Annotated in this window: 11 protein-coding genes and 2 rRNA genes; 7 read left to right on the top strand and 6 right to left on the bottom strand. The window is 64.5% G+C overall.

Annotated features, from left to right (window positions below):
• Positions 1-194: 194 nt before the first annotated feature.
• From D103_RS0105500 to queD, 4 genes are read left to right on the top strand one after another with little or no spacing between them, the layout of a single operon-like run.
• Positions 195-500 carry an exodeoxyribonuclease VII small subunit gene (locus D103_RS0105500; protein WP_018876075.1) on the top strand — a complete coding sequence of 102 codons (306 nt, stop codon included), beginning with the start codon at positions 195-197 and terminating at the stop codon, positions 498-500.
• Between the two features lie 10 nt (positions 501-510).
• Complete coding sequence (gene ispA, locus D103_RS0105495; protein WP_018876074.1) at positions 511-1,404, top strand: (2E,6E)-farnesyl diphosphate synthase; 894 nt, start codon at positions 511-513, stop codon at positions 1,402-1,404.
• Positions 1,405-1,418: 14 nt separating this feature from the next.
• Positions 1,419-3,320 (top strand): 1-deoxy-D-xylulose-5-phosphate synthase, encoded by a 1,902-nt coding sequence (gene dxs, locus D103_RS0105490; protein WP_026280277.1) that lies wholly within the window; start codon positions 1,419-1,421, stop codon positions 3,318-3,320.
• Between the two features lie 42 nt (positions 3,321-3,362).
• Positions 3,363-3,746 carry a 6-carboxytetrahydropterin synthase QueD gene (queD, locus tag D103_RS0105485; protein WP_018865805.1) on the top strand — a complete coding sequence of 128 codons (384 nt, stop codon included), beginning with the start codon at positions 3,363-3,365 and terminating at the stop codon, positions 3,744-3,746.
• A gap of 322 nt (positions 3,747-4,068) precedes the next feature.
• Here queD and D103_RS0105480 read toward each other — a convergent pair whose 3' ends face one another.
• Genes D103_RS0105480 through D103_RS0105470 form a run of 3 tightly spaced genes read right to left on the bottom strand, consistent with a single transcriptional unit; the run spans position 4,069 to position 6,608 of the window.
• The gene (locus tag D103_RS0105480) at positions 4,069-5,487 is read right to left on the bottom strand and encodes a PhoH family protein (RefSeq protein ID WP_018876072.1); all 1,419 of its coding nucleotides are present in this window, start codon (positions 5,485-5,487) and stop codon (positions 4,069-4,071) included.
• Between the two features lie 32 nt (positions 5,488-5,519).
• Positions 5,520-5,996, bottom strand: a complete 477-nt coding sequence (locus tag D103_RS0105475) for a peroxiredoxin (protein WP_018876071.1) — start codon at positions 5,994-5,996, stop codon at positions 5,520-5,522.
• 57 nt (positions 5,997-6,053) lie between these two features.
• Positions 6,054-6,608, bottom strand: a complete 555-nt coding sequence (locus D103_RS0105470; RefSeq protein WP_018865808.1) for a glycine cleavage system protein R — start codon at positions 6,606-6,608, stop codon at positions 6,054-6,056.
• A 228-nt stretch (positions 6,609-6,836) separates the two neighbouring features.
• On the opposite strand from D103_RS0105470, the gene dapA reads away from it, so the two are divergent.
• From dapA to D103_RS0105455, 3 genes are read left to right on the top strand one after another with little or no spacing between them, the layout of a single operon-like run.
• A complete protein-coding gene (dapA, locus tag D103_RS0105465) occupies positions 6,837-7,715 on the top strand; it encodes a 4-hydroxy-tetrahydrodipicolinate synthase (protein ID WP_018877304.1) in 879 nt (292 codons plus the stop codon).
• Positions 7,716-7,723: 8 nt separating this feature from the next.
• Positions 7,724-8,890: an outer membrane protein assembly factor BamC gene (bamC, locus tag D103_RS0105460; protein WP_018876070.1), complete on the top strand. Its 1,167-nt coding sequence runs from the start codon at positions 7,724-7,726 to the stop codon at positions 8,888-8,890.
• 21 nt (positions 8,891-8,911) lie between these two features.
• Positions 8,912-9,682: an MBL fold metallo-hydrolase gene (locus D103_RS0105455; protein WP_018876069.1), complete on the top strand. Its 771-nt coding sequence runs from the start codon at positions 8,912-8,914 to the stop codon at positions 9,680-9,682.
• A gap of 196 nt (positions 9,683-9,878) precedes the next feature.
• On the opposite strand, the gene D103_RS0105450 is transcribed toward D103_RS0105455, so the two are convergent.
• From D103_RS0105450 to D103_RS0105440, 3 genes are all read right to left on the bottom strand, one after another.
• The gene (locus D103_RS0105450; protein ID WP_026279164.1) at positions 9,879-10,085 is read right to left on the bottom strand and encodes a hypothetical protein; all 207 of its coding nucleotides are present in this window, start codon (positions 10,083-10,085) and stop codon (positions 9,879-9,881) included.
• Positions 10,086-10,222: 137 nt separating this feature from the next.
• A 5S ribosomal RNA gene (rrf, locus tag D103_RS0105445) occupies positions 10,223-10,338 on the bottom strand.
• Between the two features lie 111 nt (positions 10,339-10,449).
• Positions 10,450-13,328, bottom strand: a 23S ribosomal RNA gene (locus tag D103_RS0105440).
• Positions 13,329-13,360: the final 32 nt, after the last annotated feature.

Genomic DNA, 13,360 nt, shown 5'->3' with positions numbered 1-13,360 from the left:
ATGCCTGTGCAGACGGCGGTTTAGACTGGGTCTAAACTGTACGAAAACTCTAGTCCGCGCCCGGTTCAGTGTCAACCGGAAGCCCTCCGCATCATGGGGGCGTCTGTCCCATAATCAAGGGCGGACCGGCGGTACGTCTTTCCTCGCCGCAGCGGATCGGATACTTTCTCACCTTTTCGACCCGGTGATCCATCATGACCGACCCTTCCAGCGCCGACAGCCCGGCGGAATTCGAAGCCAGCCTGGAAGCCCTGGAGGCCCTGGTTGCCCGGATGGAGTCCGGCGAGCTGGGCCTGGAGCAGTCGCTGGGCGAATTCCAGCGCGGCACGGAACTCGTCAACCGCTGTCAGCGCGCCCTCGACGATGCTCAGCGCCGCATCGAGGCCCTGGCGCAAGAGACACCGGCGGACGCCTCTGCCCAGAATGACCACGGCGGGAACACGAACGTTCCCCGGACAGCGGAGCCGAACGACAGCACGGATCCCGATGTCCCGTTCTAGCGAAACGCCGTTGACCGCCATCGATGCCGAACAGGCCCTGTCCCACTACCAGCAGCGCATCGAGGCCGTTCTCGACCGCCACCTGGCCGTAGACGGCGCCCCGGACCCGCGCCTGATCGAGGCCATGCGCTACGCCACGCTGTCCGGTGGCAAACGCCTGCGCCCGGTACTGGTCTACGCGGCCGGACGGACCACCGCCGCCCCGGACGTAGTCCTGGACGCAATGGCCGCGGCCGTGGAGATGATCCACGTCTACTCCCTGATCCACGACGACCTGCCGGCGATGGACGACGACGACCTGCGCCGTGGCCGCCCCACCTGCCACAAGGCCTTCGACGAGGCCACGGCCATTCTGGCCGGGGACGCCCTGCAGGCGCTGGCCTTCGACGTGCTGACCGGCGGCGTGGCGGAACTGCCCGGGGCGACAGGACTGCACGCCGTGCGCGAACTGGCGGGGGCGGCCGGCCTGCACGGCATGGCCGGCGGTCAGGCGATCGACCTCGGCGCCTGCGGCCAGCCCATCGACCTGCCGGAGCTGGAGCGCATGCACCGGCTCAAGACGGGTGCCCTGATCCGCGCCTCGGTCCGGCTGGGCGCCCTGGCGGGCACACCGGACCCCGAGGCGCTGGGGCGACTGACGCGCTATGCCGAATGCATCGGCCTGGCGTTCCAGATCCGCGACGACGTACTCGACGTCGAGGGCGACCCCGAGGTCCTGGGCAAGGCCTGCGGTGCGGACGCCCGGCTGCACAAGCCCACCTTCCCCTCGCTGCAGGGCCTGGAGGCCTCGCGCGAACGCGCAGTGGCCCTGGTCGACGAGGCCCTGGCCGAGCTGCAACCCTTCGGCCAGGAGGCGGACTTGCTTCGCTTCCTCGCGCGCTACATCGTCGACCGCATGAACTGAACCGGCCCGCACCGATGACCCCAACCCCCTTGCTGGATGCAATCCAATGGCCCGCCGACCTGCGGGAGCGCCCGGCCTCGGAACTCGCCGGGGTCGCCGGCGAGCTGCGCCAGTTCCTGATCGAGAGCGTCTCGCGCACCGGTGGGCACCTGGCCGCCAACCTGGGGACCGTGGAGCTCGCGATCGCGTTGCACTACGCCTTCGACACCCCCGACGACCGCATCGTCTGGGACGTGGGGCATCAGGCCTACGCCCACAAGATCCTGACCGGGCGCCGGGAAGGGATGGCCGGTCTGCGCCAGTATGGCGGCCTGGCCGGCTTCCCCAAGCGCTCGGAGAGTGAATACGACGCCTTCGGGGCCGGCCACTCCAGCACCTCCATCAGTGCCGCGGCCGGCATGGCCCTGGCCGCGAAGCACGCCGGGCTGGACCGCCGCCACGTGGCGGTGATCGGCGACGGCGCGATGACCGCCGGGATGGCCTTCGAGGCGCTCAACCACATCGGCGACCTCGACTGCAATCTGCTGGTCATCCTGAACGACAACGACATGTCGATCTCGCCCAACGTCGGCGCGCTCAATCAGTACTTCACGCGGTTGCTGTCGGGCCCGCTGTACAGCTCGGTACGCGAGGGTTCCAAGCGCATGCTGGAATTCGTCCCGCCGATGAAGGCCTTCGCCCAGCGCGCCGAGGAACACATGAAGGGCATGTTCGTGCCCGGCACCCTGTTCGAGGAGCTGGGTTTTCGCTACTTCGGCCCGGTGGACGGACACGACGTCAACGGTCTGGTCTCGATCCTGAAGAACCTGCGCACCACTCAGGGCCCGCAACTGCTGCATGTGGTCACCCGCAAGGGCCAGGGCTACGCACCGGCCGAGGAAGACCCCTGCCGCTACCACGGCGTGTCCAAGTTCGAGCCGGCCAATGGCCTGGCCCCCGCGGCCCCGAAGGCGCCCACCTACACCGACATCTTCAGCCAGTGGTTGTGCGATCAGGCGGCGGCCGACGAGCGCCTGCTGGGTATTACGCCGGCGATGCGCGAGGGCTCCGGCCTGGTCGCCTTCTCCGAGCAGTTTCCGCAACGCTATTTCGATGTCGGAATCGCCGAACAGCACGCGGTGACCCTGGCCGCCGGCATGGCCTGCGAGGGCCAGAAGCCCGTGGTCGCGATCTATTCGACGTTCCTGCAGCGGGCCATGGACCAGGTAATCCATGATGTCGCCCTGCAGAATCTCCCGGTGCTGTTCGCGGTGGACCGTGCCGGGATCGTGGGCGCCGACGGCCCGACCCATGCCGGCACCTTCGACACCGCACTGCTGCGCACGGTCCCCAACATGCTGCTGATGGCTCCCGCGAACGAACGGGAGTGCCGCCAGATGCTGTCCACCGGCTACGCCCACGAGGGTCCGGCGGCGGTGCGCTACCCGCGCGGCGGCGGGCCCGGCGAGCTGCCGGACGGTGGCCCCGAAGACCTGGAGACCCTGCCGGTCGGCCGAGCCGAGGTCGTGCGCGAAGGCCGGAGCCTGGCGATCCTCAACTTCGGCACCCTGCTGGACACCGCCCTGGCCGCCGGCGAGGCGCTGGACGCCACCGTGGTGAACATGCGTTTCATCAAGCCGCTGGATACCGACGTGCTCGCGCGACTGGCCGCCAGCCACGACGGCTTCGTGACCCTCGAGGACCACGCCCGTGCCGGAGGCGCCGGCAGCGCGGTACTGGAATGGCTGTCCGCCGAGGGCCTGACCCTGCCCTGCCAGGTCCTGGGCATCCCGGACGTCTTCACCGAACACGGCTCGCGCGAGCAGATCCTGGCCGACTGCGGTCTCGACACCGCCGGCGTGCTGGCCGCGATTCGCCACGCATCCAGGCAGGAGAATTGCGCGGAGGACGGCGGCCGGCTAGGCTTCGCGGGCTGACAAAACCCCGGCCGGTCGACGGCCGCTCGCCCGGAAAAGATCATGAGTGCCCGCTACACCCTCCGCGTCCTGACCGACTTTGCCTCCGCGCATACCCTGCGCGATTACCCGGGGCAGTGCGCGAACATGCACGGGCACAACTGGAAGGTGGAGGCCGAGGTCCAGGCCGAGACCCTGGACGACGCCGGCATGGCGGTGGACTTCAAGGTGGTCAAGACCGCAGCGCGCGAGATCGCCGGGCAGCTGGATCATCGCTATCTGAACGATGTCCCGCCGTTCGACACGGTCAACCCGACCGCCGAGAACATCGCGCAGTGGTTCTTCCGCCAGATGGCGGAACGCCTGAACCGCCCGGGCCTGCGCATGCATGCCCTGACCCTGTGGGAGACCGACCGCGCCTGCGTACGCTACAGCGAGGACGGCTGAGCCGACCCATCGGCGCCAGCACAGGCACCGTCATTGCGAGGAGCCGAAGGCGACGCGGCAACCTGCGTCCGAAACCAGCAGACCCCGTCACCGCGCCAGCCACCAGAGAGTGCCGCAGCCCCTGTCACGGCCTCGCAACGACACGGACTCGTATCGTCATCGCGAGGAGCGAAGCGACGTGGCGAACTCCGTCCGGAACCATCTGCTGCCATAGCTGGCTCACCACCAACCTCCGGAGGTTGCCGCGGCCCCTGCGGGGCGTCGCAATGACGGTGCCCGTTTCCCGCTCCGTTGCCGCCCCCGGGCGTGCCTTACCCGCCGTCTACAGATGATTCGAGGCGTAGTCCGCCAGCCGCGAGCGCTCGCCGCGGGTCAGTGTGATATGCCCGCTGTGGGTCCAGTTGCGGAAGCGGTCCACCACGTAGGTCAGGCCGCTTGAGGTCTCGGTCAGGTACGGGGTGTCGATCTGCGCGATGTTGCCCAGCGCCACCACCTTGGTCCCCGGTCCGGCGCGGGTGATCAGGGTCTTCATCTGCTTCGAGGTCAGGTTCTGCGCCTCGTCCAGGATGATGTAGCGATTGAGGAAGGTGCGTCCGCGCATGAAATTCAGCGAGCGGATCTTGATGCGGCTGGTCAGCACGTCGTTGGTCGCCGCACGGCCCCATTCCCCGGCGCCCTCGGACTTGGACAACACCTCCAGGTTGTCCATCAGCGCCCCCATCCAGGGTGTCATCTTCTCTTCCTCGGTCCCGGGCAGGAATCCGATGTCCTCGCCCACCGGGACCGTGACCCGGGTCATGATGATCTCCTTGTAGGTGTTGTCCTCCAGCGTCTGCGCGAGGCCGGCGGCCAGGGTCAGCAGGGTCTTGCCGGTACCGGCGGCGCCCAGCAGGGAGACGAAATCCACCTCGGGATCCATCAGCAGGTTGAGTGCGTAGTTCTGTTCGCGATTGCGGGCATTGATGCCCCAGACGCTGTGACGCGGGGTCATGTAGTCGTCAACCAGCTCGATCACCGCGGACTCGTTCGGCTGGTCGATCTCCAGCACGATCGCGGATAGCGGGTTCTCCCCCTCGCGGTAGACGAACTGGTTGGGCTGCCACTCGCTGACCAGCGGCCCGGTCACGCGATAGTAGGTACGCCCGGATTCCTGCCAGGAGTCCATCCTGGTGCCGTGCGTCTCCCAGAAATCCGCCGGCAGCTCGGTCATGCCCGAGAACAGCAGGCTGACATCGTCCAGCACCTGGTCGTTGTAATAGTCCTCCGCGTGCAGGCCGATCACCGCGGCCTTGATGCGCAGGTTGATGTCCTTGGATACCAGCGTGACCGGGGTATCGGGGTATTCCGACTTCAGCGCCTGGGCGGTGGCGAGGATGTCGTTGTCGGCCGAGGACCCCGGCAGGGAGGCCGGCAGGCTGGCGTTGAGATTGCGGGTCTGGAAGAACAGGCGGCCGCTGGGTGCGAACGTCGATTCGCTGAGGGAGTCGGCCTGCAGGGGCAGCCCGGCGGCGATCTGTTCGTGCTGCGCGCCGGTGGTGAGTTCGTCGATGAAGCGCGAGACCTGGCGCACGTTGCGCGCGACCTCGGAAACCCCCTTCTTGCCGCGATCCAGCTCCTCGAGCACGACCATGGGCAGGAAGATGTCGTGTTCCTTGAACCGGAACAGCGCCGTGGGGTCGTGCATCAGGACGTTGGTGTCCAGGACAAACAGGCGTTTCGGATCCTGGTCGGTCGCGTTCATGGCACCTCCGGAACGGGGGTAGGGTAAGGGGGTCAGCTCCCCGCGAGTTCGCGCACCGCCGCGAGGACCTCGTCCACGTGGCCCGGCACTTTCACCTTGCGCCACTCCTTGCGCAGCACGCCGTCGGCATCGATCAGGAAGGTGGAGCGCTCGATGCCGCGCACCTGCTTGCCATACATGTTTTTCATCTTGATGACATCGAAGGCATTGCACAGCGTCTCGTCGCCATCGCTCAACAAGTCGAACGGCAGTTCCTGCTTGGTGCGGAAGTTCTCGTGGCTCTTCACGCTGTCGCGCGACACACCCAGGATCACGGCGCCGGCCTCCTGGAAGGCATCCAGGCTGGCGGCAAAGTCGCGGCTCTCGTTGGTGCAGCCCGGCGTGTTGTCCTTGGGGTAGAAGTAGAGGACCACGATCCGGCCCTGGAAGTCGGCCGGGCCCAGGGTCTGGTCGCCGGTCGCCGGGACGCGCAGGTCAGCGGGGACGGGTTGGTTGATTGCGATGCTCATCAGGCGTTGCTCCTTGATTCGTGGGTCTCGAAGCGGAAGGCCGCGTGCCCGGCGGCTTCAGGCCTTGATCGGGTCCAGCACGCCATCCACGTTCAGTTCGTCACAGAAATCCATGAATTCGCCGCGGAGACTGGCGAGGTGCTGCCCGGCGGGGATATCCACCACCATGTTGGCCGCGAACATGCGCGCCCCGGTCTGCTGGGCAATGTAGACCCGGGTCTGAACGTCGCGCAGATTGACCCCGCGGCTGGTGAAGAAATCGGCGAGGGCATTCAGCAGGCCCGGCGCATCCAGGGCTACCGCATCCACGGCATACGGCATGGCGGCCTCGGCGCGCTCCTCCAGTGGCCCGCGGCGTGCCACCACCACCAGCCCCATCTCGGCTTCGAGCCGTTCCAGACGCGATTCCAGCGTGCCGAGGGTCTTCCAGTTGCCGCTGGCACTGAGCGCCATGCAGCAGTACCCGCCCACGACCGTGATCCGGCTCGATTCGAGATTGCAGCCGGTATCCACGATCACGCGGGTCACGCTGGAGACCAGACCCGGCTGGTCGGGCCCGATCAGGTTAAGGATCAGGTGGGTATGGGCACCCGTGCCGACCACTTCAGCCATGCGGCACCCGCCGGCGGCGTGCGGGAACGGGGGCGCGCCATTCCCGGGAGGGACTCGGCATGAAAGCGACAACAGGCATGATGGCTCGCAACATACCACCTTGCCCGGGCGGCGCCAACGGCGTCGCGCCGCGCGAAACCGGGCATCGGTGGCATGCCGGCCGCGGGAATCTTGAATGCCTTGTCACCCGCCCGTTAGACTGCACCATTCCCGATGTTGGAGGAGTCGATGTTTCAAGGCAGCATGGTCGCACTGGCGACCCCGATGCACGCGGACGGCAGCCTGGACTGGCCGGCGCTGGATCGGCTCCTGGAATTCCACATCGAGGCCGGCACCGATGCCATTGTCGCGGTCGGCACCACCGGCGAATCCGCGACCCTCGATTTCGACGAACACTGCGAGGCGATTGCCCACACGGTGAAGACCGTGGCCGGGCGCCTCCCGGTGATCGCGGGCACCGGCGCGAACTCCACGCGCGAGGCCATCGCGCTGACCCGTTGCGCGAAGGAAGGTGGCGCGGACGCCTGCCTGCTGGTGTCCCCGTATTACAACAAGCCGACTCAGGAAGGCCTCTACCTGCATCACAAGGCCATCGCCGAGGCCGTCGACATCCCGCAGATCCTGTACAACGTCCCCGGCCGGACCGCGGTGGATCTGCTGCCCGAAACCGTGGAACGCCTGGCCGACATCCCGAACATCATCGGGATCAAGGAGGCCACGGCGAGTAACGAGCGGACCGCCGAACTGGTCGCGCGGGTCGGCAACCGCATGGACCTGTACAGCGGCGATGACGGCAACGGACTCGCCTTCCTGCTGGCGGGTGGCCACGGGATCATCTCGGTCACCGCGAATGTCGCCCCCCGTCTGATGGCGGCCATGTGCCGCGCCGTCCGCGAAGGCCGACCGGACGAGGCGCGCGCGATCAACCGCCAGCTGGACGGCCTGCATTCCGCGCTGTTCCTCGAGGCCAACCCGATTCCGGTCAAGTGGGCACTGCATCGCATGGGACTCATGGAGGACGGTATCCGTCTCCCCCTGACTCCGCTGTCCGAACCCTTCCATGCGCCGGTCCTGGACGCCATGCGCCAGGCCGGCATAGAGGTCTGAACCCCGACATGAAACACTCCGCCCCGCTCCGCCGCCGCGCGACGCGCACCGCCCTTGCCCTGGCCACGAGCCTCGCCATCGCCGGGTGTTCCACCTCGGGCGACCGCCAGAGCGGTCCCCAGTACGAAATGAGCCGGCAGATGGACAATCTCGAAGTCCCGCCGGACCTCATCGCCCCCGACAGCGAGCGCGCCTACCGCATCCCGGATGCGCCGGGCGAGCGCGTCAGCGCCCGCGAGATGCAGCAGGACTCCCAGGCCCGTCAGCAGCAGCGCCAGCCGGCCGACACCACCGCACCGGTGCAGACCGACGCCCGCGTCCTCCCCGAGTCCGCCGAAGTCCAGCTGATGCGCGAAGGCAGCGTCCGCTGGCTCAGCGTCGAGGCGCGCCCGGAGGAACTGTGGGATCGCCTTGCCGCCTTCTGGGACAGCCAGAATCTGCGCCTGGAACGCAACGAACCCCAGGTCGGCATCATGGAGACGGAATGGGCCGAGGACCGTGCCGGCATCCCGCTCCGGGGCAGTCAGAACATCTTCGCGCGGGCCCTTGGGAACGTATACGACGCCAACACCCGGGACAAGTACCGGCTTCGCGTCGAACGCGACAACGGGCACTCCGCGATCTACATATCCCACCGGGGCGCGTCCGAGGAGCCCGAGGGCGAAACCTGGCGCTGGGCCATGCGGCCCTCTGACCCGGAACTGGAAGCCGAGATGCTCAATCGCCTTCGCGTCTTCCTTGCCACCGGCGAAATGCCGGAAGGCAGCGCCCGGGTCGCCGAGACCATCGGGGACCGCCCGACCGAACTGCACCAGACGGAACTCGAAGGCCAGCCCGTGCTGGTCATTGGCAGCGCCTTCGACCGGATGTGGGCGCAAATGGGGACGCTCCTGGATCGCGCCGGGCTGCTGGTGGACGAGCAGGATCGTGACACCGGGACCTTCGAGGTGACCTATCGCCCCGACGTGGTCGGCGAAGGCGAAAGCGGCGGGTTCTTCAGTCGCATCTTCGGTCGCGGCGGAGACCGTCGCGAGAACGAACGCTACCAGGTCCGCCTGACCGACGTGGGCGACGGCGACCTCCGCATCGAGGCCCGTGATATCGACGGGGACCCCCTCCGGCGTCGCGATGCGGAATTCGTGCTGGACCGCATCGAACAGCAGATTCTCCGTTAATCCCTCCGCGGTGCCGACGCGATGATCCGCTTCTGCTCCCTCGGCAGCGGCAGCGCCGGAAATGCCCTGGTCGTGGAGATCGGCGCGACCCGTCTCCTTGTCGACTGCGGCTTCTCGGTCCAGGAACTCGAACGTCGCCTGGCCCGGGTCGATCTTGCACCCCGCGACCTGACCGCCGTCCTGATCACCCACGAGCATGCGGACCACATCGGCGCCGCCGGCCCGCTGTCCCGGCGGTACGACCTCACCGTATTCACCAGCCCGGGCACCCGCCTGGCGGCTCGCGACGATGGCTTCGCACACGTCCAGGAGATCCAGGCCGACGCCCCGCTGGACATCGACGACGCCTGGGTCTGCCCCTTCACCGTGCCCCACGACTCGCGCGAGCCCACTCAGTTCGCCCTCTCCGATGGAGACCACCGACTGGTCCTGATGACCGATGCCGGGCATATCTCGCCCCATATGGTCGCGATGGCGAGTGGCGCGGATGCCCTCTTGCTGGAGTGCAACCACGACCCAGCCATGCTCGCCGCCGGGCGTTATCCCGCATCCCTGAAGCGGCGCATTGGCGGGGGCTACGGGCACCTACCCAATCATGCCGCCACCGAGCTGCTGCGCAACATCGACCAGTACCGCCTCCGGCACGTCATCGGGATGCATCTCTCAACCGACAACAACGATGAGGCGCTTGCCCGAGCGGCCCTCGCAGACGGGCTCGGCTGCACCCCCTCCGACGTCGACATCGCAACCCAGGACCAGGGCTTCGGCTGGCGCACCACCGCACCCGCCTGACACGCGACCTGGCCTGACGCACCCGGGCTGGGCTGGCCGAACATCCCTCCCGCGGCATCACGCCCGCATTCGCCTGACCGCAGGGCCACTTCCGCATCGACTGAGGACACAGCGCGCTCTTACCCCGCGCCAGGCCAAATCGGCTACACCGTCCGCATCCGCCGCGCTCAGTCGGCAACCTCTGACCAGACCGTTTCTAGCGCCGCGATTCCCGCAGGAAATAGAGCCCGCCAATAACGAACGCCACCCCGATAATCATTGCCAGCGGTCCGCCGAATCCCGCGCCTTCCCTTGGCGCAATCGGCGTAAACGCCAGCTGGCCGCCGAAAATTGCGTAGAGCCCGATCCCGAGCAGTACAAGCCCTACGATCACCAGCCCACCATCGGTCCTTTTTCCTCGCACAATACCTCCCCGCCTCCTGTGCCCAAGTGCCGCACCCGCCACCACGGGCATCGCGTTACCTTGTATCCAAGCCTGCCTCGAAAGCGCCCATAAAAAAAGCCCGACCCCCATGACTGGGAATCGGGCTTCGGATTAATGCCTGGCGGTGACCTACTCTCACATGGGGAGGCCCCACACTACCATCGGCGCAGAGCAGTTTCACTTCCGAGTTCGGGATGGGATCGGGTGGTTCCTACTCGCTATTGCCGCCAGACAAACTGGCCAGATAACCCGGCTTGTGCCGAGTCGTCTGAATTCGGAATGCATTCTAGGCTTGTGTACTTGGTGATGTGTCAGACGAGACCACCAACACTTTGGGTGTTATATGGTCAAGCCGCACGGGCAATTAGTACTGGTTAGCTACACGCGTTACCGCGCTTCCACACCCAGCCTATCAACGTTGTAGTCTTCAACGGCCCTACAGGGACCTCGAGGGTCCAGGGAGATCTCATCTTCAGGTGGGTTTCCCGCTTAGATGCTTTCAGCGGTTATCCCTTCCGCACTTAGCTACCCGGCAGTGCCACTGGCGTGACAACCGGAACACCAGAGGTGCGTCCATCCCGGTCCTCTCGTACTAAGGACAGATCCTGTCAAATCTCCGACGCCCACGGCAGATAGGGACCGAACTGTCTCACGACGTTCTAAACCCAGCTCGCGTACCACTTTAAATGGCGAACAGCCATACCCTTGGGACCTGCTTCAGCCCCAGGATGTGATGAGCCGACATCGAGGTGCCAAACACTGCCGTCGATATGGACTCTTGGGCAGTATCAGCCTGTTATCCCCGGAGTACCTTTTATCCGTTGAGCGATGGCCCTTCCATACAGAACCACCGGATCACTAAGACCTGCTTTCGCACCTGCTCGACGTGTCTGTCTCGCAGTTAAGCACCCTTATGCCTTTGCACTCGTCGCGCGATTTCCGACCGCGCTGAGGGTACCTTCGCACTCCTCCGTTACTCTTTGGGAGGAGACCGCCCCAGTCAAACTACCCACCACACACGGTCCCCGACCTGGATTACAGGCCTGGGTTAGAACTCCAAACTTGCCAGGGTGGTATTTCAAGGGTGGCTCCACCGAGACTGGCGTCCCGGCTTCAAAGCCTCCCACCTATCCTACACAAACAAGCTCAAAGTTCAGTGTGAAGCTGTAGTAAAGGTTCACGGGGTCTTTCCGTCTAGCCGCGGGTACACAGCATCTTCACTGCGATTTCAATTTCACTGAGTCTCGGGTGGAGACAGCGCCGCCATCGTTACGCCATTCGTGCAGGTCGGAACTTACCCGACAAGGAATTTCGCTACCTTAGGACCGTTATAGTTACGGCCGCCGTTTACCGGGGCTTCGATCAAGGGCTTCGCCGAAGCTAACCCCATCAATTAACCTTCCGGCACCGGGCAGGCGTCACACCCTATACGTCCTCTTTCGAGTTTGCAGAGTGCTGTGTTTTTAATAAACAGTCGCAGCGGCCTGGTCTCTGCGACCTCAGCCAGCTCAGGGAGCAAGTCCCATCACCAGCCGAGGCGTACCTTCTCCCGAAGTTACGGTACCATTTTGCCTAGTTCCTTCACCCGAGTTCTCTCAAGCGCCTTGGGATTCTCACCCTGCCCACCTGTGTCGGTTTGGAGTACGGTCTACTGTTAACTGAAGCTTAGAGGCTTTTCCTGGAAGCAGGGCATCAGTGACTTCGCCTCCGTGGAGGCTCGTCATCGTATCTCAGGATTGTGTCCCCGGATTTGCCTAAGGACACTCCCTACATACTTGAACCGGGCACCAACAGCCGGATCACTTAGCCTTCTCCGTCCCCCCATCGCATTAACAGCCGGTACAGGAATATTAACCTGTTTCCCATCGACTACGCATTTCTGCCTCGCCTTAGGGGCCGACTAACCCTGCGCCGATTAGCGTTGCGCAGGAAACCTTGGGCTTTCGGCGGATGGGTTTTTCACCCATCTTATCGTTACTCATGTCAGCATTCGCACTTCTGATACCTCCAGCATGCCTCTCGGCACACCTTCACAGGCTTACAGAACGCTCCTCTACCACTTGCAAAGCAAGTCCGCAGCTTCGGTACATGGCTTTAGCCCCGTTAAATCTTCCGCGCAGGCCGACTCGACCAGTGAGCTATTACGCTTTCTTTAAAGGATGGCTGCTTCTAAGCCAACCTCCTGGCTGTCTCTGCCTTCCCACATCGTTTCCCACTGAGCCATGATTTGGGGACCTTAGCTGGCGGTCTGGGTTGTTTCCCTTTCCACGACGGACGTTAGCACCCGCCGTGTGTCTCCCATGCTCGCACTTCCCGGTATTCGGAGTTTGCAATGGTTTGGTAAGTCGGGATGACCCCCTAGCCATAACAGTGCTCTACCCCCGAGAGTGATACATGAGGCGCTACCTAAATAGCTTTCGAGGAGAACCAGCTATCTCCGAGCTTGATTAGCCTTTCACTCCGATCCACAGCTCATCCCCTAATTTTTCAACATTAGTGGGTTCGGGCCTCCAGTAGGTGTTACCCCACCTTCACCCTGGCCATGGATAGATCGCCCGGTTTCGGGTCTAATTCCAGCGACTGAGCGCCCTATTAAGACTCGGTTTCCCTACGGCTCCCCTTGCGGTTAACCTTGCCACTGAAATTAAGTCGCTGACCCATTATACAAAAGGTACGCGGTCACCCCCGAAGGGGCTCCCACTGCTTGTACGCACACGGTTTCAGGTTCTATTTCACTCCCCTCTCCGGGGTTCTTTTCGCCTTTCCCTCACGGTACTGGTTCACTATCGGTCGGTAGGGAGTATTTAGCCTTGGAGGATGGTCCCCCCATGTTCAGACAGGGTTTCACGTGCCCCGCCCTACTCGATTTCACGTCAAGAGCCTTTTCGTCTACGGGGCTATCACCCACTTTGGCCGACCTTTCCAGATCGCTCGACTAAAACTCAAGACGCTTAAGGGCTAATCCACTTTCGCTCGCCGCTACTCACGGAATCTCAATTGATTTCTTTTCCTCTGGGTACTTAGATGTTTCAGTTCCCCAGGTTCGCCTCCAACACCCTATGTATTCAGGTGAGGATATCCCTAAAAGGGATGGGTTTCCCCATTCGGAAATCCCCGGATCAAAGCTTGTTTGCCAGCTCCCCGAGGCTTATCGCAGGCTACAACGTCCTTCATCGCCTCCTACCGCCTAGGCATCCACCGTGTGCGCTTAACCGCTTGACCATATAACCCCAAAGGGTCGGTCATTTGTTAGC

This window comes from Thioalkalivibrio sp. ALE31 (genome assembly GCF_000377405.1).
Taxonomy (GTDB): domain Bacteria; phylum Pseudomonadota; class Gammaproteobacteria; order Ectothiorhodospirales; family Ectothiorhodospiraceae; genus Thioalkalivibrio.
This window is presented reverse-complemented; position numbering and strand designations above follow the sequence as displayed.

Coding starts and splice junctions, on each gene's coding strand:
- queD (WP_018865805.1), top strand. CDS start 3,363: ATGAGTGCCCGCTACACCCTCCGCGTCCTGACCGACTTTGCCTCCGCG.
- D103_RS0105480 (WP_018876072.1), bottom strand. CDS start 5,487: ATGAACGCGACCGACCAGGATCCGAAACGCCTGTTTGTCCTGGACACC.
- bamC (WP_018876070.1), top strand. CDS start 7,724: ATGAAACACTCCGCCCCGCTCCGCCGCCGCGCGACGCGCACCGCCCTT.
- D103_RS0105455 (WP_018876069.1), top strand. CDS start 8,912: ATGATCCGCTTCTGCTCCCTCGGCAGCGGCAGCGCCGGAAATGCCCTG.
- D103_RS0105470 (WP_018865808.1), bottom strand. CDS start 6,608: ATGGCTGAAGTGGTCGGCACGGGTGCCCATACCCACCTGATCCTTAAC.
- D103_RS0105500 (WP_018876075.1), top strand. CDS start 195: ATGACCGACCCTTCCAGCGCCGACAGCCCGGCGGAATTCGAAGCCAGC.
- D103_RS0105475 (WP_018876071.1), bottom strand. CDS start 5,996: ATGAGCATCGCAATCAACCAACCCGTCCCCGCTGACCTGCGCGTCCCG.
- dxs (WP_026280277.1), top strand. CDS start 1,419: ATGACCCCAACCCCCTTGCTGGATGCAATCCAATGGCCCGCCGACCTG.
- dapA (WP_018877304.1), top strand. CDS start 6,837: ATGTTTCAAGGCAGCATGGTCGCACTGGCGACCCCGATGCACGCGGAC.